The sequence below is a fragment of the Haemophilus parahaemolyticus genome (genome assembly GCF_002015035.1).
Classification (GTDB): domain Bacteria; phylum Pseudomonadota; class Gammaproteobacteria; order Enterobacterales; family Pasteurellaceae; genus Haemophilus_A; species Haemophilus_A parahaemolyticus.
Genome location: NZ_MUXY01000022.1, coordinates 33,712 through 55,219 on the forward strand (window position 1 = coordinate 33,712; position 21,508 = coordinate 55,219).

General features: G+C 39.5%; 19 protein-coding genes. 10 read left to right on the forward strand and 9 right to left on the reverse strand.

Going from position 1 to position 21,508, the window contains the following annotated elements; genetic code table 11:
• Positions 1–3 precede the first annotated feature (3 nt).
• From napH to napF, 5 genes are all read right to left on the reverse strand, one after another.
• Entirely contained in the window at positions 4–900 is an 897-nt protein-coding gene (gene napH, locus B0185_RS09405) for a quinol dehydrogenase ferredoxin subunit NapH (protein WP_005707057.1), read from the reverse strand.
• On the reverse strand, positions 900–1,805 hold the full coding sequence (gene napG / locus B0185_RS09410) for a ferredoxin-type protein NapG (protein WP_005707073.1): 906 nt from the start codon (positions 1,803–1,805) through the stop codon (positions 900–902). The genes napH and napG overlap by 1 nt, the downstream gene beginning before the upstream one ends.
• Positions 1,806–2,003: 198 nt before the next feature.
• On the reverse strand, positions 2,004–4,505 hold the full coding sequence (napA, locus tag B0185_RS09415) for a nitrate reductase catalytic subunit NapA (protein ID WP_039863362.1): 2,502 nt from the start codon (positions 4,503–4,505) through the stop codon (positions 2,004–2,006).
• Positions 4,506–4,521: 16 nt separating this feature from the next.
• Positions 4,522–4,785: a chaperone NapD gene (locus B0185_RS09420; RefSeq protein ID WP_005707085.1), complete on the reverse strand. Its 264-nt coding sequence runs from the start codon at positions 4,783–4,785 to the stop codon at positions 4,522–4,524.
• A gap of 17 nt (positions 4,786–4,802) precedes the next feature.
• Positions 4,803–5,333 (reverse strand): ferredoxin-type protein NapF, encoded by a 531-nt coding sequence (gene napF, locus B0185_RS09425; protein WP_005707059.1) that lies wholly within the window; start codon positions 5,331–5,333, stop codon positions 4,803–4,805.
• Between the two features lie 185 nt (positions 5,334–5,518).
• Here napF and B0185_RS09430 point away from each other — a divergent pair, with 185 nt between their 5' ends.
• From B0185_RS09430 to B0185_RS09440, 3 genes are all read left to right on the forward strand, one after another.
• Complete coding sequence (locus tag B0185_RS09430) at positions 5,519–6,094, forward strand: NAD(P)H-dependent oxidoreductase (RefSeq protein WP_005707075.1); 576 nt, start codon at positions 5,519–5,521, stop codon at positions 6,092–6,094.
• A 189-nt stretch (positions 6,095–6,283) separates the two neighbouring features.
• Entirely contained in the window at positions 6,284–6,982 is a 699-nt protein-coding gene (gene lpxH / locus B0185_RS09435) for a UDP-2,3-diacylglucosamine diphosphatase (protein ID WP_039863353.1), read from the forward strand.
• Positions 6,979–7,770, forward strand: coding sequence for a glycosyltransferase family 2 protein (locus B0185_RS09440; RefSeq protein ID WP_005707039.1), 792 nt, complete (start codon positions 6,979–6,981; stop codon positions 7,768–7,770). Before lpxH ends, B0185_RS09440 begins: the two co-directional genes overlap by 4 nt.
• 2 nt (positions 7,771–7,772) lie before the next feature.
• Here the strand turns inward: B0185_RS09440 and B0185_RS09445 are convergent, their stop codons facing one another.
• On the reverse strand, positions 7,773–8,687 hold the full coding sequence (locus B0185_RS09445; protein ID WP_005707029.1) for a mechanosensitive ion channel family protein: 915 nt from the start codon (positions 8,685–8,687) through the stop codon (positions 7,773–7,775).
• Positions 8,688–8,774: 87 nt separating this feature from the next.
• Between B0185_RS09445 and rluC the strand changes: the two genes are divergently transcribed.
• The 7 genes from rluC (at position 8,775) to ftsN (ending at position 14,581) form a co-directional block, all read left to right on the forward strand.
• Positions 8,775–9,737, forward strand: coding sequence for a 23S rRNA pseudouridine(955/2504/2580) synthase RluC (rluC, locus tag B0185_RS09450; protein ID WP_005707031.1), 963 nt, complete (start codon positions 8,775–8,777; stop codon positions 9,735–9,737).
• 21 nt (positions 9,738–9,758) lie between these two features.
• Positions 9,759–10,604, forward strand: coding sequence for a dihydropteroate synthase (gene folP / locus B0185_RS09455; protein WP_005707064.1), 846 nt, complete (start codon positions 9,759–9,761; stop codon positions 10,602–10,604).
• 9 nt (positions 10,605–10,613) lie between these two features.
• A complete protein-coding gene (locus tag B0185_RS09460; RefSeq protein ID WP_005707020.1) occupies positions 10,614–10,961 on the forward strand; it encodes an ArsC family reductase in 348 nt (115 codons plus the stop codon).
• A 3-nt stretch (positions 10,962–10,964) separates the two neighbouring features.
• Complete coding sequence (dapE, locus tag B0185_RS09465; RefSeq protein ID WP_005707032.1) at positions 10,965–12,104, forward strand: succinyl-diaminopimelate desuccinylase; 1,140 nt, start codon at positions 10,965–10,967, stop codon at positions 12,102–12,104.
• A gap of 73 nt (positions 12,105–12,177) precedes the next feature.
• Positions 12,178–12,870: a M15 family metallopeptidase gene (locus tag B0185_RS09470; protein WP_005707079.1), complete on the forward strand. Its 693-nt coding sequence runs from the start codon at positions 12,178–12,180 to the stop codon at positions 12,868–12,870.
• Positions 12,870–13,628: a class I SAM-dependent methyltransferase gene (locus B0185_RS09475; protein ID WP_005707055.1), complete on the forward strand. Its 759-nt coding sequence runs from the start codon at positions 12,870–12,872 to the stop codon at positions 13,626–13,628. Before B0185_RS09470 ends, B0185_RS09475 begins: the two co-directional genes overlap by 1 nt.
• A 131-nt stretch (positions 13,629–13,759) precedes the next feature.
• On the forward strand, positions 13,760–14,581 hold the full coding sequence (ftsN, locus tag B0185_RS09480) for a cell division protein FtsN (protein ID WP_039863355.1): 822 nt from the start codon (positions 13,760–13,762) through the stop codon (positions 14,579–14,581).
• Between the two features lie 46 nt (positions 14,582–14,627).
• Here the strand turns inward: ftsN and B0185_RS09485 are convergent, their stop codons facing one another.
• The 3 genes from B0185_RS09485 to recC form a co-directional block, all read right to left on the reverse strand.
• A complete protein-coding gene (locus tag B0185_RS09485) occupies positions 14,628–15,107 on the reverse strand; it encodes a hypothetical protein (protein WP_039863356.1) in 480 nt (159 codons plus the stop codon).
• Positions 15,108–15,220: 113 nt separating this feature from the next.
• Positions 15,221–18,175 (reverse strand): pitrilysin, encoded by a 2,955-nt coding sequence (gene ptrA / locus B0185_RS09490; protein ID WP_005707045.1) that lies wholly within the window; start codon positions 18,173–18,175, stop codon positions 15,221–15,223.
• Between the two features lie 11 nt (positions 18,176–18,186).
• Positions 18,187–21,468 carry an exodeoxyribonuclease V subunit gamma gene (gene recC / locus B0185_RS09495; RefSeq protein ID WP_005707010.1) on the reverse strand — a complete coding sequence of 1,094 codons (3,282 nt, stop codon included), beginning with the start codon at positions 21,466–21,468 and terminating at the stop codon, positions 18,187–18,189.
• Between the last annotated feature and the right edge of the window lie 40 nt (positions 21,469–21,508).

Consider the following 21,508-nt stretch of genomic DNA (forward strand, 5'->3'; position numbering starts at 1 on the left):
ATTTTACAAATTTTTAATGTTAATTTGCTTCTCAAACCGAGAACCAAATGCAAAAACATTTTCAGCGCAAACGTCAATACAACGTCCGCAAGTAATACAATCTTTCGCCAACACAATTTGGCTATCTTCAGGCTTACCGTGCAGTGGAATACGCAACACTTGTGGCTCTGGGCAGACGTTGTAGCAGTCCATACAGCGGTCGCAACGGCTGCGATCCACCACATTCACTTTCACTAAACTTTTTGCTCCAATTACGCCATACATTGCCCCAATCGGACAGAGATGACCGCACCAGCCGTGTTCAGCAACTAGTAAATCGAACAGGAAAATAACTGCAACTAGCCAGAGTGTTGCTCCTAAGCCATAAACGAAAACACGTCCAATAGCAGCAACGGGGTTAATCCATTCCCACAGCAACGAGCCTGTGAAAGCACTGCCGACTAAAATCACACCTAGAATCACATAACGTAATTCGCGGGAGATTTTTAGCGATTGACGAATGCCGAGTTTGCGTCTGAGCCACGCAGCGGCATCGGTCACTATATTCATTGGACAAACCCAGCTACAAAAGGCTTTGCTTGCCACAACCGCATAAAACAGCACAATGATGAACGCACCGATAAGCGTAGTCATTTCAGGAAAGTAACCTGTGGCTAAACTTTCTGCAGTAATCAGCGGATCAGTCAGCGGCACGGTGTCGAATAACATACTCGAGCTATAATTGCCTTTTAAGATCCAGACATTCCACATCGGCCCGCTCAAAAACATCAAAATGATGCTCAATTGGCTGAGCCGTCTTAAAATCAGGAAGCGATAAGCTCGCCACCATCCCAATTTTTGCCGAGCTTCTAAGCCCGCATCTTTGGGTTTATTTGGGGTATATTTTGGAGCAACTGCCACTATTTCACCCCCTTAATATTTAAGTCTAAATTTGGGAAATGTTCCGCTTCTGGCACAGTGGTTGAACTTGGCACATAATCCATAGAAGCACGGCTTGGTGTTGCCACTTTCTGATTTGGCTTCACTTGCATTGGTTTATAGCTTGCTTCACTCATCCCCTCTGGCATTCTTGCCTCAAACTGCGGACGCAATCCGTCAGGGTGCTGTTCCTCAATTAGAGCTTTACCTGCATTCTGTTTCTCTTTCCAACCTAAGCGATAATGGCGCCCGAGCAAGCCTTTGGCTAAATCCATCGGTAACACTTTAATCGCCGCCTCCTCCAACACACATGCTTGTTCACATTTACCGCAGCCTGTGCAAGTATCAGAATGCACGGTTGGAATCAATTTGGCGTGAATGCCTGTGCGATCGTTATGGACATTCTCAAGCGTAATCGCCTTGTCAATCAGCGGACAAACTCGGTAGCACACATCGCAACGCAATCCTTGCCAGTTGAGGCAGGTTTCGTGGTCAAGTAACACAGCCAAGCCCATACGGGCATCGTTGATATTTTTAAGCTCTTCGCTTAATGCACCACTCGGACAAGCGTTCATACAAGGAATATCGGGACACATTTCGCAAGGCTTATCGCGTGCCACGAAATACGGCGTTCCTGCTTCCATCGGAGCAATCAGCGAAGCTAAGTGCAACATATCGTAAGGACACGCCTGCACACACTGCCCGCAACGGGTACAAGCAGCTAAGAATTCGTTTTCTGGCAACGCCCCAGGTGGACGCAGAGCCACGCCTTCTTTCGCCTTAGCTTGCTGTTGTTGCAATCCAAGAATAACGCCTGCTCCACATACCCCCGCCGCAGTTCGTGTCACATTTTTCAAAAATTGACGGCGGTTTGGATCTAGTTTCATAGCGTTTCCTTTTTGCGGTATTCAAGCGGTCGGATTTTGCAAAAGATTTGCGGAAATTGACCGCTTAGTGATATAGATCCCCCTCTTTAGCAAAGAGGGGTTAGGGGAGATTTGGTAGAAGTAACTTCAACCTCATAGGAGATGAGACATCGTAATCAAATCTCCCCCTGCCCCTCTTTTCTAAAGAGGGGAGTATATTTACGCCTTAACCACTTTCACCGCACATTTTTTGTAATCGGTTTCGCCTGAAATAGGGTCGGTTGCATCTAAAGTTAATTTATTGGCTAACTGACCTGCATCGAAGAAGGTGGTGAAAATCAAACCTTCTGGGCATTTGTTACGACCGCGGGTGTCTAAGTGTGAAATCATTTCACCGCGACGGGTAATCAATTTCACTTTATCACCGTGGCGTAAACCACGTTTTTTCGCATCTGCTGGGTGCATCCAAACAAGGTTGTTCGGGAATGCACGGTGCAATTCAGGTACGCGACGAGTCATTGTACCTGTATGCCAGTGTTCTAACACACGACCTGTACAGAGCCATAAATCGTACTCTTCGTCTGGACTTTCCGCAGGGCCCTCATACGGCACACCTAAGATAATCGCTTTTTTGTCTGGGTATCCATAGAACGCCACTTCTTCGCCCGCTTTCACATACGGGTCGAAGCCTTCACGATAACGCCATAAGGTCTCTTTAAATTCGCCTGTTTTTTCATCTTTCACCACTGGCCAGCGTAAACCGCGCACTTGGTGATAAGTGTCGAATGAGGCTAAGTCGTGACCGTGACCGCGACCGAATGAAGCATATTCTTCAAACAAGCCTTTTTGTAAGTAGTAACCGAAGTGATCCGCTTCATCGTTGAGATAACCAGGAATATCGGTTGGCACGTTGAATTTGTTTACTTCGCCATTTTCGTAAAGCACTTCATAAAGTGTTTTGCCACGATATTCAGGCATTTGTGCTAATAATTCTTCGCCCCATACTTCGTCAGTTTTGAAGTATTTAGAGAATTCCACAATTTGCCATAAGTCTGAACGAGATTCGCCCGGACCTTTAACTTGTTGACGCCATAACTGTGTACGACGCTCTGCATTACCATAACCACCCTCTTTTTCTACCCACATACAGGTTGGCAGGATTAAGTCTGCTGCCACTGCTGAAACTGATGGGTAAGGGTCTGAAACCACAATGAAGTTCTCAGGGTTACGCCAGCCTGGGAAAATTTCTTCATTAATATTTGGGCCACCTTGCATATTGTTGGTACACATCTGCCATAGGAAATTCATCTTGCCATCTTTTAAGGCACGGCTTTGTTGTACTGCTGGATAGCCTGGCACAGTTGGGATCGTGCCTTTTGGTAATTTCCATTTTTTCTCAGCAATTTCAACGTGTTTAGGGTTGGTGACCACCATATCCGCTGGTAAACGGTGAACGAAAGTCCCTACTTCACGAGCCGTACCACAAGCTGATGGCTGACCTGTTAGCGAGAACGGTCCACAACCTGGTTTTGAGATTTTACCTGTCAATAAATGCACGTTATACATCATTTGGTTTACCCACACACCGCGAGTGTGTTGGTTAAAGCCCATCGTCCAGTAAGAAACAATATTTTTCTCTGGATCTGCATACATTTTTGCAAGTGTTTCAAGCTGATCTTTCGGTACGCCAGACATTTCGTGTGCTTTCTCAAGCGTGTAAGGGGCAACGATTTTCTTGAATTCTTCAAAGTCAGAATCGTACATTTTGCCCGCGGTTTTCACGTTTTTCGCCGCTTTTTGAAGCGGATGTTCTGGGCGTAAGCCGTAACCGATGTCGGTTTCACCACGTTTAAACTTAGTATGTTTATTGACGAAATCCCAGTTCACTTTATCGTTTTGAATAATGTAGTTCGCAATATAGTTGAGGATTGCCAAGTCTGAATGCGGTTTGAAGATGATTGGAGTATCCGCCAATTCAAATGAACGATGTTCGAAAGTAGACATGACTACCACACGGACATTGTCATTAGATAAACGGCGATCAGAAATACGACTCCATAAAATAGGGTGCATTTCCGCCATATTAGAGCCCCAAAGCACAAAAGCATCGGTTTTTTCGATATCGTTATAGCAACCCATTGGTTCATCCATACCGAAGGTACGCATAAAGGCTACCGCAGCAGATGCCATACAGTGGCGTGCATTCGGGTCGATAGTATTAGAACGCAAACCCGCTTTCCACAGTTTCACTTTCGCATAGCCTTCAAAAATCGTGGTTTGACCCGAAGAGAACATACCAACAGAATTCGGTTCTTTTTTCTTCAAGATATCTTTCACTTTTTCCGCCATCACAGTGAAAGCCTGATCCCAAGTCACAGGCGTGAAATCGCCCTCTTTATGGAATTTGCCCTCTTTCATACGCAATAAAGGCGTTTGTACACGGTCTGCACCGTACATAATTTTGGACAGGAAGTAGCCTTTAATACAGTTCAAGCCACGGTTTACTTCTGCATCTGGGTCGCCTTGGGTTGCCACCACACGACCATCTTTGGTGCCGACCAATACGCTACAGCCTGTTCCGCAGAAACGACACGGGGCTTTGTCCCACTTAATGCCCATATCTTCCGCATAGACACTTTTCACAGGAATCGTCATTCCCGCCGCCGCCGCTGCCGCCATCGCTGCATTGGCTTTCATAAAATCTCTACGATTGAGTTCCATAATTTTTCCCACGCTATTATTTTTCATCTAAATAATTTGAAATTAATGACACTACAATCACACCTGAAATGCCTTTAATTTCATCCATTAAATCAGCAAGAGCTAATTGACGGTTACTTTCAAGAGTCACCACCAATTTTCCCTCCTCAGGTTTCTCACCATGGATTTCTGCCGTTGGGATGGCTAAAATCTCAGCTTTCACCTGTTCTAATTTTTCTGGTCTGGCTTGCACTACAATGCTACACACATACCAATTTTCGTTTTCGCTAAATTGACTCATCAGAAATCACTAAAATATTAATTATCCACAAGGCTAATTGCCTTAACAGGACAAACACTTAAACAAGCCCCACAGCCGTTACAAGCGGTTAAATCTAAAGATAATATTGCAATTCCGCCTAAACTTGGACGGAATCGAATGGCTCGCTCAGGGCAATAATCACCACAAGAACGACACTCAATTTTTCGTTGCAATAAACATTGCTCGGAAATTTCCACCTTATGTGACCAAGCCACTTCGCTGGTTAACAAAAAAACAGGCTCTGGACACACTTTTACGCATTTTTCGCAGAAGGTGCACTCCTTATCGCCAAGAGTAAAATCCACCTCTGGAAAACCGCCCGCACCTTGCTTGATAATCTTGGTTTCACAAGCTGTCACACACTGCCCGCAAGCGGTGCATTTTTCCAAGAAATTTGCCAAATCCGCCCAAGGTGGACGAACTACCGAATAGCCTTGTAGCTGGGTTTGCTCTGTTTTCAGCGTATTTAAAAATTGTCCTCGTAAGAAAGCTCTTCGTGGCAAATGTTGATCAGTTAAATCACTCAAAACAGATTTTTCACTTACAAAATACTGAATGGATATTATCCGATTTTTCCGATTTTCCCCTTATTACCTGAAAGAGGTATTTAAAAAGCTAATCTTCCTTTTATTGATGAGAATCAAAGAACGATAGAGAAAATTTTGTTTCGCAGGTAAAATGCACTAAAAGCAAATAACAAAAGGAACACAATATGACCCATCTTATTATCTATGCTCATCCCAATCCTGAAAGTTTCAACCAAGCAGTTTTGCAAAAAGTCGTTGAAGCATCAGCTGGACACGACGTTATCATTCGCGATTTAAACGGAGAAAATTTCCTGCCTGTGCTGAAATGGCAAGAGTGTATCAACACCTTCAGCAAACAATACGAAGAAGATGTGCAAGCCGAACAGGCTCTCTGGAAAGAAGCGGATTTGATTACCTTCGTTTACCCGCTTTGGTGGATGGGTTTCCCCGCGATTTTAAAAGGCTACATCGACCGCGTATTAACCCACGGCTTTGCTTACCAAACAGGTAAAGAGACCATTGGCTTACTCAAAGGCAAGAAAATGCAACAATTCGTCACAATGGGTAACACTAATGAGAAATATGAACAAAAAGGCTTTTTGCAATCACTCGACCACACGCTTGGTAACGGCTTATTTAACTTCTGTGGTGTGGAAAACGTGCAAATGCACTTTTTAGGTGGTACGGGAATGCCAACGATAGATTATCAAGCTGTATTAGAAAATATTAAACATATTACAGAAGCAAATTTAAAAAGTTAACCTTTCACGTTCAGCATGAGGCGATGAATTTTATCGCCTCATCACAGACATTTATTTTAACATTACATTTACTTTAGCTACCTCTTAAGTTAAGCACACAAATGTGATCTAAATCACAAAATTTACTCTTTGCAGTGCCTACTATTTTTCGTTACATTACTGCTAATTTTAACAATTTGATTTAACACTATGATCTACTTTATGTCCGATTTGCATTTAAGCAAATCTACTCCTAAATTAACGGAGCTATTTTTGCAATTTATGCAAACAAAAGCACCGCTTGCGGAAAGTATTTATATTTTAGGTGATTTGTTTGACTTTTGGATTGGTGATGATGAGCAATCCTCACTCACCGTTCAAATCAAACAAGCTATTAAAACACTTACCTCAAGCGGTGTGAAATGCTATTTTATTTGCGGAAACCGTGATTTTTTAATTGGTCAACGCTTTGCTCAAGAAACAGGAATGGAGATTTTGCCTGATTATCAAGTACTTGATTTATACGGCAAAAAGATATTACTTTGCCACGGCGATACTCTTTGCATTGACGATGTCAAATATCAGCAATTCCGCCGAAAAGTACATCAAAAATGGCGACAAAAACTCTTCCTCTGCCTACCCCTTTTTATCCGCTTGAAGATTGCCAATAAAATTCGAGCCAAAAGTCAACAAGATAAGCAATCAAAATCTTTAACGATCATGGATGTAAATACACAATTTACTGCTGAAAAAGTAGCAGAATTTAAAGCAAAATTACTTATTCATGGGCATACACACCGAGAACATATTCATCAAGAAAATGGCTTTACTCGTATTGTCTTAGGTGATTGGAGAGACGATTATGCCTCCATCTTAGTACTCAATGAAACAGGAGAAAAATTTATATGATTGATGTAATTATTCCTTGTTACAATGCCGAAAACACATTGCTGAAGTCAGTACAAAGTACGTTAAATCAAGCCGAATTAGGGAAAATTTGGCTAGTTGATGATAGTTCAACAGATCGCACATTTGAACTGATGTTATCGCTAAAAAAGCAATTCCCTGAAAAAATTTGTATTGAACAAATGCCGAAAAATGGCGGTGTAGCAAAAGCAAGAAATTGGGGAGCATTACAAAGTGAAGCGGAAATTATCGCCTTTTTAGATGCTGATGATGCCTACGAACCGCAAGCCTTACAAGTGGCTCAAGCCGTGATGGATTTCTGCCCTGATGTCAGCCTTGTTCGCCTTGATTTAAAACCTGTTGGCATTGCGGAAAAATATGCCACGCATCCGCAATTTGAATATGCTTGGCAGCATATGCGAATGACTGGCGGTGGCAATGTGGTTGTCCGCAGAGCCTTTTTCTTCGCCTGCGGTGGCTTTCCGCAAAATGCCCTTTTCCGTGAATTAGGAGGAGAAGATGGTGCTTTAGGTATTGCGACAACTAAAATTGCCAATGTTGCAACCTGTTTCCAAGATGCTGGCGTATTGCACTACTGCCATGAAGGAATGCACGCCGAACGCCTGCTAAATTCAATTTTATTTGGTAAGCCACCAGAGGGTGTTACGCCTGAAAAAATGGCAGAAGCGGAAGGTATAACCAACCGCATCTGCCAACGAATTGAGCAATTAAAAGTAGGGTTACACAGCTCGAGAATTGGGATTAACCCATTGAAGATGGAATGGGATTAACTCTATTTTACAGAGCTTTCTGGTATAGAACCGCTCAAATTCACATCTAATTGGTTAAATGGAATTGAAATACCTGCCTTGTCAAAAGCGATTTTCACATTTTCAGTAACCTGCCAATAAACCGCATAGTAATTCGGCGTATTTACCCACGGACGAGCAATGATTTGTACACTACTTGAGGCTAACGTGCTAACAGCGATAACAGGTTTAGGTTCTTTTAACACACGGTCATCTTTTTCTAAAATTTCTCGAATAATCTCTTTGGCTTGAGCAATATCATCATCGTAAGAGATATCAAAAATAAAATCGACACGGCGAGTTTCATTCGCAGAATAGTTAGTAATCGTGCTTGAAAACACATTACTGTTAGGTACAAGTACCGTTTTATTATCACCAGTACGAAGCTCAAGCACAACCAGCCCCATCTGAGTCACCGTGCCACTAATACCTGAAGTTTCAATAAAATCGCCTTTTTTAAAGGGTTTGAAGATCAATAACATCACGCCTGCTGCGAAATTTTGTAATGAATTCTGTAACGATAAACCAATCGCCAAGCCAGCCGCACCAATCAGTGCTACAAGTGAGCTGGTGTTAATTCCAAGTTGGGAAAGCGAGGCAATCACGACAATCAGCAGCAGTAAGAAATAGCTAATCGAACGCACGAAACTTTGTAACATTTCATCTTTGGTTGAAGCTAGCACAGCTTTACTCAGTAATTGGCTAATACCTTTAGCAAGCCATTTACCTACCACAAAAATAGCGATTGCTAGAAAAACTTTTGTGCCATAAGGAATAATCCAATCACGGAGAATGGCATCAAGACTCATTGAATCAAGTTGATTAAAAATTTTTTCCGTGGTGGCAATCACATCAATATTTTGCGTTGCTTGCGTTTCTGTTTGAGTTGGTTGTGACATTTTGTTTCCTTTTTATTGAAATTACCCGCAATTTAGGGGCTATTGTGTTAGAATTCAGGACAATATTATCTCTAAATTGATTATTTTATGACTGTAGAAAAAGTAATAAGTTCAAACGTGCAATTTTTTACCATTTCCGATGATGAAGCAGGGCAACGTTTGGATAATTTTCTTTTAGCGAAACTCAAAGGTGTGCCGAAAAGTTTGATTTATCGCATCGTACGTAAGGGAGAAGTGCGCGTCAATAAAGGGCGAATTAAGCCAGAATACAAACTTCAAGAAGATGATGTCGTGCGTGTGCCACCTGTGCGTGTGGCAGAGAAGAACGAAGTGCCCGTTTCAACCAAACTCAACAAAGTGGCGGAATTAGAAAGCCAGATTTTGTATGAAGATGAGGTGATGTTGGTGATCAACAAGCCTTCTGGCATTGCCGTGCACGGCGGAAGCGGTTTGAGTTTTGGCATAATTGAAGCCTTGCGCGCATTACGTCCGCAAGCACGTTTTTTAGAATTAGTACACCGTATCGACCGAGATACATCGGGCATTCTACTCGTTGCTAAAAAACGCTCAGCATTACGCAATTTACACGAGCAACTGCGTGAAAAAGTCGTACAAAAAGATTATTTAGCATTAGTACGAGGGCAATGGCAATCACACGTTAAAGTAGTGAAAGCCCCACTACTCAAAAATGAACTTGCAAGCGGTGAAAGAATGGTAAAAGTGAGCGAAGCAGGCAAGCCGTCGGAAACCCGTTTTGTGATTGAAGAGCGTTATCCGTCAGCGACCTTGGTAAAGGCCTCGCCAGTAACAGGGCGAACCCACCAAATCCGCGTGCATACCCAACACGCTGGGCACCCGATAGCTTGTGATGATAAATATGGCGACCGTGATTTCGACCAGAAAATGCAACAAATTGGCTTAAATCGCCTGTTCTTGCACGCTTATTCTATCCGTTTTGAACACCCCAAAACGGGTGAAGAAATGGTAATTACCGCACCTTTAGATAAAAAAATGAAAGCGGTATTGGCGAAGTTACGAGCAGAAAAATAGCGGTCGAAAAAGGAGAACAAAATGCAAATCCATTTCAAAAACCAACAAAAATCTGACCGCTTGTTGGATTTAACTCGCCCGAATATTATGGGCATTTTGAATTTCACTCCTGATTCTTTTTCCGATTCGGGGAAATTTTTCTCGCTAGATAAAGCACTATTTCAAGTGGAAAAAATGCTCAATGATGGGGCAGACATTATCGACATCGGTGGCGAATCGACCCGTCCGAATGCAGAAACTGTAACCGTTTCGCAAGAAATTGAGCGAGTTGTACCGCTTGTTGAAGCCGTTAGAAATCGTTTTGATTGCTTGATTTCAGTAGATAGCTCAAAGGCAGAAGTATTCCGCGAGTCAGCAAAAGCAGGGGCGGATATTCTCAATGATATTCGAGCCTTAACAGAACTCAATGCACTAGAGACCGCCGCAGAACTTGATTTACCTGTCTGCATTATGCATATGCAAGGCTCGCCGCAAACGATGCAACAAGCCCCGCATTATGAGGATGTCGTCGAAGAAGTAGCAGATTTTTTAAACCACCGCATTTTAGAATGTACGCTTGCAGGTATTCCGAAAGAGCATATTATTTTAGATGTTGGCTTTGGATTTGGCAAAACTGTTGAACATAATTACCAATTATTGAAACATCTCAAAGCCTTTGTCGATTCTGGTTTCCCTGTGTTAGCAGGGCTTTCCAGAAAATCAATGATTGGGGCAATTACGGGCAAACCTGTGGATCAGCGCGTAATTGGCAGCGTAACGGGGGCATTACTCTCGGTTCAAAACGGAGCAAAAATTGTCCGCGTGCATGATGTTGCCGAAACGGCTGAAGCTTTGAGTATTTGGCAAGCGATGAATAGCGTAGAATAAGGAAGAAAAATGATTAAAGTATATGGTATTAAAAATTGTGACACCGTTAAGAAAGCGTTGAAATGGCTAGCGGATAACCAGATCCCACATCAATTATACGATTATCGCGTTGATGGCTTAGATACCGCTTGGCTTGAACAAGCAGAACAAACCTTTGGTTGGGAAACGCTTGTAAATAAACGCTCGACGACTTGGCGTAACCTCGATCAAGCGGTTAAAAATAACTTAGATCGTGCAACTGCATTACAAGTTTTAACCGAGCAACCAACGCTTATCAAACGCCCGATTATTTTACAAGACAGCAAAGCATTGATTGGGTTTAATGAAACAGAGTATAAAGTGGCTTTTGGGAAATAAAAAATGAAACAACAAATCCTCTCTTTAGCACAACATTTAATTCAGCGCCCTTCCATCAGCCCAAATGATGAAGGCTGCCAACAACTGATTGCAGAACGCTTGCAAGCGGTCGGATTTCAGATCGAATGGCTACCATTTGGCGACACGCTCAACTTATGGGCAACGCATGGGAAAGATTCACCTTGTTTAGTCTTTGCAGGTCATACTGACGTAGTACCTGTGGGTGATGAAAATGCGTGGACTTACCCACCTTTCTCTGCTGAAATTGTGGATAACATTCTTTATGGACGCGGTGCTGCCGATATGAAAGGCTCACTCGCTGCCCTTGTAGTTGCCGCAGAAAATTTTGTGAAAAATAACCCAAACCACGCTGGCAAAATCGCTTTACTCATCACCTCCGACGAAGAAGCTGCCGCCAAAGATGGCACAGTAAAAGTGGTTGAAACCTTAATGGCATGCAATGAACCCATCCATTATGCTGTAGTGGGCGAACCTTCAAGCGGTAAAGTGCTGGGAGATGTAATTAAAAATGGTCGCCGCGGTTCAATCACTGCTGAGCTTTACATTGAAGGCGTGCAAGGACACGTTGCTTATCCACATCTTGCCGAAAACCCTGTGCATACTTCTCTAAGTTTCTTGACAGAACTCACCACGTACCAATGGGACAACGGCAACGAATTCTTCCCACCAACCAGTCTGCAAATCGCCAACATCAAAGCAGGCACGGGCAGCAATAACGTGATCCCCGGGGAGCTTTATGTGCAATTTAACTTACGCTATTGCACGGAAGTAACCGATAAAGTCATTAAATCAAAAGTTTCCGAAATGTTGCAAAAACACAGTTTAAAACACCGAATTAGCTGGAACTTGTCTGGAAAACCGTTTCTTGCAGGCAATGGAAAGTTAGTCCAAGCTGCCCAACAAGCGGTCAAAAATGTAACCAAGATTACACCTCGTTTAGACACCAGTGGCGGCACATCAGACGGACGTTTTATCGCCCTAATGGGTGCCGAAGTGGTGGAATTCGGCCCTCTCAATGCCACCATTCATAAAGTGAACGAGTGCGTAAATGTGGACGATTTAAGCAAATGTGGTGAAGTTTATTACCAAATTGCGGAAAAATTGTTGATTAAAGAATTGTAGATGCGTATTACACTCGCCACTACTCGAAAAACAACATAGTTGCTACATTTTATCTAAACAAGCGGTCAAAAAAATGCCAAACTTTGCAAACCTTACCGATATTCTCACGGGCAAAAACCGTGAGCATTTAATTGCATTGCCGAATGCACTATCGGACAAACACGCCTTGCAACCAGAAGCGGTAAAAGCTTTTTTAGCATTACAGCAAGCTGCCAAAAATGCAGGCTTTAATTTACAACCTGCCAGCACGTTCCGTGATTTTGAACGCCAGAAACTGATTTGGAACGCCAAATTTAATGGCGAGCGTAAAGTACACGATGATAAAGGCAATGCGATTGAGCTGGAAGGCTTGAGCGATTGGCAAAAATGCCAAGCTATTTTACGCTGGTCTGCTGTACCAGGTGCGAGCCGCCATCACTGGGGAACAGAGATCGATTTCTTCGATCCTGAGATGCTGCCTGTGGGCAAAAAATTGATGCTTGAACCTTGGGAATACCAGACAGGCGGTTACTTCCAGCGTTTAACCAACTGGTTGTTGGCAAATGCTGAAACGTTTGGTTTTTACTTCCCCTTTATGCCTGAAAACAACGAAGGTAAGCTCATTGGCGTTGAGCCTTGGCATATCAGTTATTTCCCTATTGCGGAGCTTTATCAACAACAATTTGCTACAAACCACCTAACACAAGCCTGGGAAACGGAAGAGGTTGCAGGTAAAGAAGCACTTATCGCCCATTTTGACACGCTTTTTAAAGATTATATTTTGTAATGACAATTCAATTGATTAACGAAAATGGCGATGAAAACGCCTTCCAAGCCATTTGTGAAAAATGGCAACTACGCCACAATCCAGATGCTATTTTAGCTCTAGTACAAACACCCGAACGCTTGGAATTACGCAAATTAGACGAACCAAAATTGGGTGCAATTGCGGTTAATTTTGTGGATGGCACGATGGCACATCGCCGTAAATTTGGCGGTGGACGAGGCGAAGCAGTAGCGAAAGCAGTCGGCATTAAAGGTAGCTACTTACCCACCGTAATTGATGCAACCGCAGGGCTTGGGCGCGATGCGTTTGTATTGGCGGCAATTGGCTGTAAAGTGCAATTGATTGAGCGCAACCCCGTGGTTTCCGCCTTACTGGAAGATGGCTTAAAGCGGGCTTATCAAGATCCTGAAATTGGCGAATTTATGCAATCAAGGATGATTTTATTGCCATTTCATACCATTAGTGAATATGCTACTGCGAATGAAGCACCAGTTGATGTGGTCTATTTCGATCCGATGTTTCCACATAAACAAAAAAGTGCGTTGGTCAAAAAAGAGATGCGCGTATTCCAACATTTAGTGGGTGCAGATTTAGATTCGGATGATTTTTTCCAACCAGCGAAACAAGTGGCTCGCAAACGCGTGGTAGTCAAACGCCCTGATTATGCTCCGTTTATTGCTGAACAAAAACCTGATTTTAGCCAAATGACCAAAAATCACCGATTTGATGTGTATTTGTCGCATTTGCTTCATATTTAAACGGAAAATTCAGCAAATGTAACAAAAATTTACAAAACTTTTAAAACTGAACTTGCCTAATTGATAGGCAAACGGGCTATTTTTCAGTAAAATTTAGCACAATATTTTTTAATTTAAGGTTCAAAGAAAAGATGTCTCGACAATCTATGGCTCGCTCAAAAAGATCGAAAGGAATGCGCGTTTCCACCATATTATCGCTGGCTATCATTATTTTGTTAGCACTTGGACTGGGCTTATGGTTGATGAAAGAAAATGCACCAGCCCCTAATTCTCCGATTCCACAAATTGCACAACCCTTGCCACAAGGCACAACATTGCCTAGTCGCCCTGAGGAAGTGTATAGCTACATTCGCGATTTAGAAACCCGTGAGGTGATTACCTATCCAAACAAAGGACAGCCAAAATCAGCTCAGCTTTCGAAAGAGCAACTGGCACAATTAGAAGAAAAACGTAAACAGGAAGAAGCAGCTCGCCTTGCAGCAGAACCCATTGAGCCAGAAGTCGCAAGAGAGCAACCAGCAGTACCATCCGATGCTGAAATCGCAGCTCAAAAAGCACGCGAGCAAAAACTTGCTGAAGAAAAACGTAAACAAGCAGAGTTAAAAAAACAGCAAGAATTAGCTGCGAAAAAAGCGGAAGCAGAAAAAGCAAAAGCGAAAGTAGAGCCAACAAAAACAGAGCAAGCTAAAGTAATATCTGCAAAATCGGAAGAAAAACCGACCGCTTCTCACCCCAAACCTGGTAGTTTTGGACTTCAATGCGGTGCATTCAAAAACAAAGCACAAGCCGAAAATATGCAAGCCCGCCTTGCTATGGCAGGTTTCAACGCCCGTATTGTTAGCGGGGCAGATTGGAACCGCGTATTTGTCGGTCCTGTCGGGAATCGTTCAGCAGCTGCAACTGCCCAATCTAATGCAAGAAGTGTGGCAGAATGCGTGATTGTAGCGATGTAATAAAATCAATACTTGTAGATGTTTATAATACATCTACAAGCTCTAATCAGCCTTCCTTACAATTCAACCAAGCTGTTCGTTGCCCTTGATAGATTTTGTAGTAAGTGGAACCGTGTTGACGAGCTACAAGCTCAACTGGGCCCCCTTCAATTGGGTAATATGAACGATAAATAACCTCAAAACGCGTACCTCGAGCATTCAATTCCCTATTCTGAATATGATCGAACGGCACAGCTTTTCCACCGTTTAGCTGAAAATAGATACCAAAATTTTCTTTTTTTCGACTCTCTCGTGAAAGCGGGAAATAATTAGTCAGCGATGCCCGTTCACCTGTCATGACATTCTTACAAACATAGTAATAGCGTTTGTAATCTTTTAGATTATTCAATTCCGACTGTGTAATATCTTCTTTTAGAAATCTTGCTTGTACAGATTTTTTGGGCTGTTGCTTGTTAGGCATTGTAGTACAAGCAAAAAGTGTGACCAAGGTAATACCAACAAGGATAAATTTGGATTTTTTGAGCATAATTATTCTTAGGAAAATAGAAAGGTAGCTATCATAGCGTAAATAAAGAATAGTGAAAATAACGATCCTTTGTATTAAAAGGCACAAATCTAAATGCCTGTGCCTTTAGCATCTTAATAAAACTTCACTTCAAATGCTTTCTGAAGTTCTTCAACATTCTCCACTTTCTCAAACCCCTGTGGTGAAATCGCATCAGCGGCTTTTACTTTCGTGCCCAATGCCTGGCTGATGAAGACCAAACCTTGTTGCTCAATCACCGCGTTTTGATAGAATTCCAGAATGTCATTTTTCGTCAGATTTTTCACCGCTTGCATCAACTTCTCTTTACGATCGAATAGCTGATTGCCTCGTGCATAATCAAAACTAAAGTTTTCAAATTCTTGTGAAAGCGACTCAGGCTTTCTTTCCAATTTATTTAATAAACTCTCTTTGAACTTATCAAATTCAGACTCACTTAAAACGGTCAATTTTTGCAAACTTTCTGCAAAAAAGCGTTCATTATGTTGCATAATCCCTTTCGGGCTCGTATTTGGACTTTGCACCATAAAACGAATACCTGATGTTTTGCCTACTTTCGCTTGAGTTGCATACACTACATAGCCTAATTGTTTATTAGTGCGTAAATCATCAAAATACCAGCGAGAAATAATATCTTTCAGCAACATTGCTCGCACTTCGCCTGCCAACTCATCATAGCCTTTTGCCATATAAGCAATCAAGAGTGCATTATCTTCATTTGGTACAAATTTAATTGCATTTAATTTTTTTGTGCTTTGGTTAATATCTAAATAGCGATATTTAGCTAATTTACTATTATTATTTTTAGCTGTTTTTTCTAACTCAGAAATAATATTTTTAACTTGATTATCAGTGAAATTACCTACAGATAAAGCCCGCACACTCGTAGCTTTCGATAATAATTTCTCTCGAATAGATTGAATATCTTTTAACGTAATTTTGTCGATCATCTCACGCTGTTTATCCTCTTCAAAATAAGGATAACTAGAGAAATTTACAAAGATTTCATTTGCTTGATTTAAGCTATTCGCTTTACGTTTTCCATCTAAGGCTTCAATTAAACGCTGTTTCGCTTGTACTAAATATTTTTCATTTAATTCAAATTGGCTAAATTGTTGCATTTTATCTTGCATTAACTGAGCCAAATGCTGTGTATAACCTTCTGCCCGCAATGAAAAACCATTTTCGATTAACGATAAGCCAGCCTCCATCCCTGCTACAGAAGATTGGAAATCCACTTTTGCTTGAGCTAATTCATTCATATAACTCAAAATTGTCGCACTGATGCTTTCTTTTAAGCTATGTGTTCTTGGCGTAATTGAGAAATTAACAGCAATACGAGCCTTCGGATCATGAGAAAAATATTGGCTTGACATTGCATAAAGTTGTGTCCCTTTTTCTTCCTCAATCAATTTCGGCGAAGTTCTTTTATCTTCTTTAATTAAAGAAAAGTCAGTAGTGAAATAAGGATTTAATTCAGGTAATTTGATTTCAGGGTTTTTACTGAAATCTAGCCATGCTTCTTTCTGTTCATCACTTATTTTTTCAATAGAGAAACCCGCTTCAAAATAGGGCGATTTCTTATCAGTTTTTACATCATCGCTAACCAATAAAATACGTGCATTATCGATATTCATTTCAGATAATTTTTCTTCAATCGCTTTTTTATCCATATTTTTAACCAGATAATCCGCATCTAAAATATTTTCTAAAGGATAAAATAGCATTTGTTCTGCGAGAGCTTCAATATAATTCCCGTTTTTTTCGACTTGTAAATGAGCAAATTCTTGTTTTAGACTCTCACGTACTTCATTAAAATAATTTTCTTGAATACCTTGTTTTTTTACTTGATCTATTTGTTGGAAAATAAGAGAAATAATATTTTCTTTTTCTTTTAATCCTTTTTCAGTTAATGCAACATAAAAGGTAAAACTACCACGATTACGACTTATATTTGCTGTTGCTTGAGCAGAAATTCCACTATCTGATAAACCTTGCTTAATTAAATAATCTGATAAAGTGCCATCAGTATTATTATTAAAAATATAGGCTAAATATTCTCCTGTTTTATTTGCAAATTTGTCTTCATCATTTTGCATATCAAATGAAATAGCTAACATTTTCATTGGTCGAATAGGCTTATAAGAGATAAGTACACTCTTATCTTCATCTCTCAAAAGTGGAACATCTATTTTCGGGGCAACTAAATGTTTATTTTCTACTTTACCCAATGTTTTATCTGCTAATTTTGCTAATTTTTCAATCGGTTGATTAGAATATAAAACCACTTTCATCAAATTTGCAGAATAATTTTTATGATAAAACTTCTCTAATTCTGTTTGTAATAAACTATTTGGTTTATCTGAAAGTGTTTCTTTATTTCCCACAGTGAATTTTGTAATTGGATGTGCAGGGTTAGAAGTAGCTAAATTAACGCTATTTAATAAATGTCCATCACTTGATTTTGCACGCACCATTTCAGCATTCACTGCATTCACTTCTTTTTCCGCATTTTCCTTAGAAAGCAGTGGAAATGCGAGCGTATCAGCAAAGCGAGTAACTGCTTCATCGAATGCATCGTTATTTACTTCCAAATAATAAGCGGTACGATAAGCTGTAGTTGAGGCATTATTATAGCCCCCGTTTTTGTTTAAAAAGTTATCTAAACTATTGATTTCTGGGAAGTTTTTTGATCCCATCAAGATCATATGTTCTAAATAATGTGCTAAACCTTGTTGAGAAATCGGATCTTCCATCGAACCGATGGGAATTGCCATTGATATTAGGGACTTATTCGCCTTTTCATCCGAAATCAATAATACCGTCATCCCATTATCTAATTTAATACCTTGGTAAATAGCTTTATCATTCGGGCTTTTATTGATTTGGCTTTTAATCAACTCAAAGCCTAAATTAGCTTGAGTTTTTTCTTGAATAATAGCACTCAAATTTTGCTTATTTTCTGCAAATGCAATTGGTATCACATTCAGTGCCAAAAATGTAGAAAGAATAGCATAACGAATAGCGTGATTTAATCGTGTTTTCTTCATATTTATTTTTATTATCCTTTATTTTTAGATTTTTGCATTAAATCAAACCAATCTAATGTCGTTTGGTGAATATGAGCATAATCTAATTTTTCACTTTGATTAAGAATACGTTGTAAATAGATATTCTCATCATTATAACTTTCTGCAATTTCAATCAGTTTATTTTCACAATCTTTTTCGATATTTTCAGAAATATTGTCAAAGTAATTATCTAAACTTGAGGTAATTGCCAACTCAAATGTAACAAAACTGCGTAGATAAGCGGAAACATAGATTTCAAGCTGTGCCTTAGCTTGTTCTTTTTCTATTTTATTAAAACCGAGCTGAGCTAACGCTTTGTTATTTAAATAATAGAAAACAGGTGAGTTTTCTTTTCCTGATAAAATTGAGACAAGATAATAAATCCAAAGTTTAATCACATCTTTATCTCGCAAACTACCCGTTCGCCATAACACAATACCATTACCAAATTGATGCGGAATATTGCCAACAAGTTCGGTTTGATCGAACGTTAAATTAATTTCAAGCACTTGACTATCTTGATTTAAATAACCAGCCAATTCTGAACGCATATTCTCAATGCGAGAATTTAATTCTTCTTTTTTTAATTTACCAAAATTCAGCACTAGCGAATTCCCTTTTAGATCTTCTTTTTCAAAGAAATTCTCTAGCTCTTCATCTTTGATATTTAATAGTTCATCTAATAGAGTGTATTCATCTAAACGAGAAAGTGAAAAATGTTCAGTTTCTTCAATACTCTCTTCGCTTGAGCTAAAATTCACGCCTAATCGATGAGTAAAAAAATAACGAACAGGTGATTGAATAAAGCTAATTAGATCGTCTAATTCAATATATTTTGGCAACTCTACTTCATTAATAATTTGTTCTGAGATAAACTCTTTAACTCCATTACTATTCTGTACTAACGGCAACCACTCTTTATCATAAGAAAAATAATTTTCTTTAAAATTATTTGGACTAAATACCGTAATAGGATGGTTTTGAATAAGTTGTGCTTTTTCTTCTAAATCAGAGTGCTCAATTAAATAGTCCATTAATTGCGAAACTAATATCGATGGAAAATACTCTTTATTATTGACTAATGATTGACCAATATAACTAATATAAAAAATCTCTTGAGCAGAGAGCAATGCTTCTAAGAATAAATAACGGTCATCATCTCGTCTTGCTCGGTCACCTTTTTGTGGATGATATTGCATTAAATCAAAACTATTGATTTGTTGCTGTCTTGGAAAATCTGCTTCATTCATTCCCAATAAACAAACTACTTTAAATGGAATAGCTCGCATTGGTAATAAAGTACAGAAATTCACTTTTCCTGCTAAAAATTGTAGATGGCTTTTTTGATAATTTAATTTCTCTTTAAAAATTGAGCTAATAATATCAATCGAAATAGTCTGATTATATTTTGTTTGTTCAATTAGTGAATAGCATTTTTCAATTTCTTCAAAGATCAATAATAATGCGTTAGTCGTCGTTTCATTTTCTTGATAGAAATGATTGACTATATATTCCAGCATTTCTTTCCATTTATCAATAGTATGACTTTCCTGTAAAAAATTCGCCCAAGCTGTTAATTTCTCAATAAAATCTGCTAAATAACCCACTTGTTCTGAAATCAAGCCATAACTCTCATTAAAAGCAATCGTATTCTGCCAAATACCGCTCTCTTCTTTTAAGCTTGTACCAAGCAGTAAGCGATTTAAACCATTTTCCCAAGAATTATAATTATCCCATTGTTCATCTTTCTGAATGGTAAGTTCTGCACGAATACCGCTTGCTTTAATCCAATTTCTTAATAAAACAATATCGTTTTCACGTAAATTAAATTTCTCACCTATTGCCTTAACGTCTAATAGATCTAATATTTCTTCTGCACTAAAACGGCTCTCTTTCATTGAAAGCAGATAAATAAAGCTAGAAAGAATAGGATCAACTTCACTGATTTTTTGGTCTGAAATTGTAAATGGGATATAACGTTTATCTCTTATGCCTTTTTCATCTTTTTTATCATAACGAGAAAATACAGCTTGAATATAAGGGGCATATTGCTCAATATTCGGTGACATCACAATAATATCTTTTGCCGAGAGTGTTTTATTTTGTTCAAAAATATGAAGCAATTGATTATGTAAAATTTCAACTTCTCGTAAGATACTATGTACTGAATGAATTTGAATCGAATGATCTTGTTTGAAATCTAAATCAAGTTCGTTATGATATTCTAAAATCGCTTGCTTAATTTGGCTTAAATTATGGGCTTCAAAAGGTGGAATAAAACCTTCTATCACATCATGTTCTTCTTCCACTAATTGTGCTAAAAAATCTCGCCCTTGTTTACCCCAAATTGCGAGTAGTTGATTACCTTGTTGTGCTAATAATGCATCAATATCTTCTTGAGAGAGTTGTTGTTTTAATGCAAGTTTTTCTAATACGCTATCTTCAATACTATCACCCCAATATTTTTCACTGGGGTTTAAAAAGAATAAATGAATATCACAATGCTCACTTAATTTTCTTAATACAGCAAGCTGAGACGGTGGAAGTGAAGAAATACCAAAAACAAAAATACGTTTAGGCAATCTTTGTTGTTCTTCTTCAGTCAAATTATCTAATTTTTCAAAATATAAATTTTGTAAATAGGCACGATGTGAAGTAGTAAATAAAAGCTCATCGTAATCTTTCTTAGTATCTTCAATCAATAAATTCCATAGAATACTTTGCCAAAGTACATTTTCGGCAATATCTTCTTCATTTTTGATTTTATTAGAAAAATGATGTTTAATTTCATCAATAACTAATTTTTGATTATTCTTTTCCCAGGAAACTAACCAATGTGGACGATAAACTAAATATTGGTCGAAAAGATCAGCAATTTTATTGGCTAATTGATAAAGGCGCAAATCCGAACCCTCTTTTTCAGATTTAAGATAAGCTCGTAAGGCACTAAAGCCTTCTTGCTCAAGTACATTCGGGATAATTCGCATCAATCGCCACGCCATCACAGCACGTTCAAAAATATTCTCTTTCGGCAGGTAAGGAAAAATAAGGCGATATTGCTGCCAAATAAAACTGGTCGGGAATGGGAAGTTGTAATTGCCTGCAATGCCTGTTTGCTCAGCAATTTCCATTTGTAGCCATTGAGCCATTCCGATACTTTGTACCAAAATGGTTTCTTCGGCAAAAGGATCGGGATTTGGGGAAATTTTTTGATATTGAATAAGCATTGACGCTAAGGCGTTGAGATCATTGGAATAATAAACGGTGAACATACTAAAACCCTCATAGAACGAGCCATTTTGCTTGAATTGG

Coding starts and splice junctions, on each gene's coding strand:
- napG (WP_005707073.1), bottom strand. CDS start 1,805: ATGAAACTAGATCCAAACCGCCGTCAATTTTTGAAAAATGTGACACGA.
- napA (WP_039863362.1), bottom strand. CDS start 4,505: ATGGAACTCAATCGTAGAGATTTTATGAAAGCCAATGCAGCGATGGCG.
- B0185_RS09420 (WP_005707085.1), bottom strand. CDS start 4,785: ATGAGTCAATTTAGCGAAAACGAAAATTGGTATGTGTGTAGCATTGTA.
- B0185_RS09430 (WP_005707075.1), top strand. CDS start 5,519: ATGACCCATCTTATTATCTATGCTCATCCCAATCCTGAAAGTTTCAAC.
- lpxH (WP_039863353.1), top strand. CDS start 6,284: ATGATCTACTTTATGTCCGATTTGCATTTAAGCAAATCTACTCCTAAA.
- B0185_RS09440 (WP_005707039.1), top strand. CDS start 6,979: ATGATTGATGTAATTATTCCTTGTTACAATGCCGAAAACACATTGCTG.
- B0185_RS09445 (WP_005707029.1), bottom strand. CDS start 8,687: ATGTCACAACCAACTCAAACAGAAACGCAAGCAACGCAAAATATTGAT.
- rluC (WP_005707031.1), top strand. CDS start 8,775: ATGACTGTAGAAAAAGTAATAAGTTCAAACGTGCAATTTTTTACCATT.
- folP (WP_005707064.1), top strand. CDS start 9,759: ATGCAAATCCATTTCAAAAACCAACAAAAATCTGACCGCTTGTTGGAT.
- B0185_RS09460 (WP_005707020.1), top strand. CDS start 10,614: ATGATTAAAGTATATGGTATTAAAAATTGTGACACCGTTAAGAAAGCG.
- dapE (WP_005707032.1), top strand. CDS start 10,965: ATGAAACAACAAATCCTCTCTTTAGCACAACATTTAATTCAGCGCCCT.
- B0185_RS09470 (WP_005707079.1), top strand. CDS start 12,178: ATGCCAAACTTTGCAAACCTTACCGATATTCTCACGGGCAAAAACCGT.
- B0185_RS09475 (WP_005707055.1), top strand. CDS start 12,870: ATGACAATTCAATTGATTAACGAAAATGGCGATGAAAACGCCTTCCAA.
- ftsN (WP_039863355.1), top strand. CDS start 13,760: ATGTCTCGACAATCTATGGCTCGCTCAAAAAGATCGAAAGGAATGCGC.
- B0185_RS09485 (WP_039863356.1), bottom strand. CDS start 15,107: ATGCTCAAAAAATCCAAATTTATCCTTGTTGGTATTACCTTGGTCACA.
- ptrA (WP_005707045.1), bottom strand. CDS start 18,175: ATGAAGAAAACACGATTAAATCACGCTATTCGTTATGCTATTCTTTCT.
- recC (WP_005707010.1), bottom strand. CDS start 21,468: ATGTTCACCGTTTATTATTCCAATGATCTCAACGCCTTAGCGTCAATG.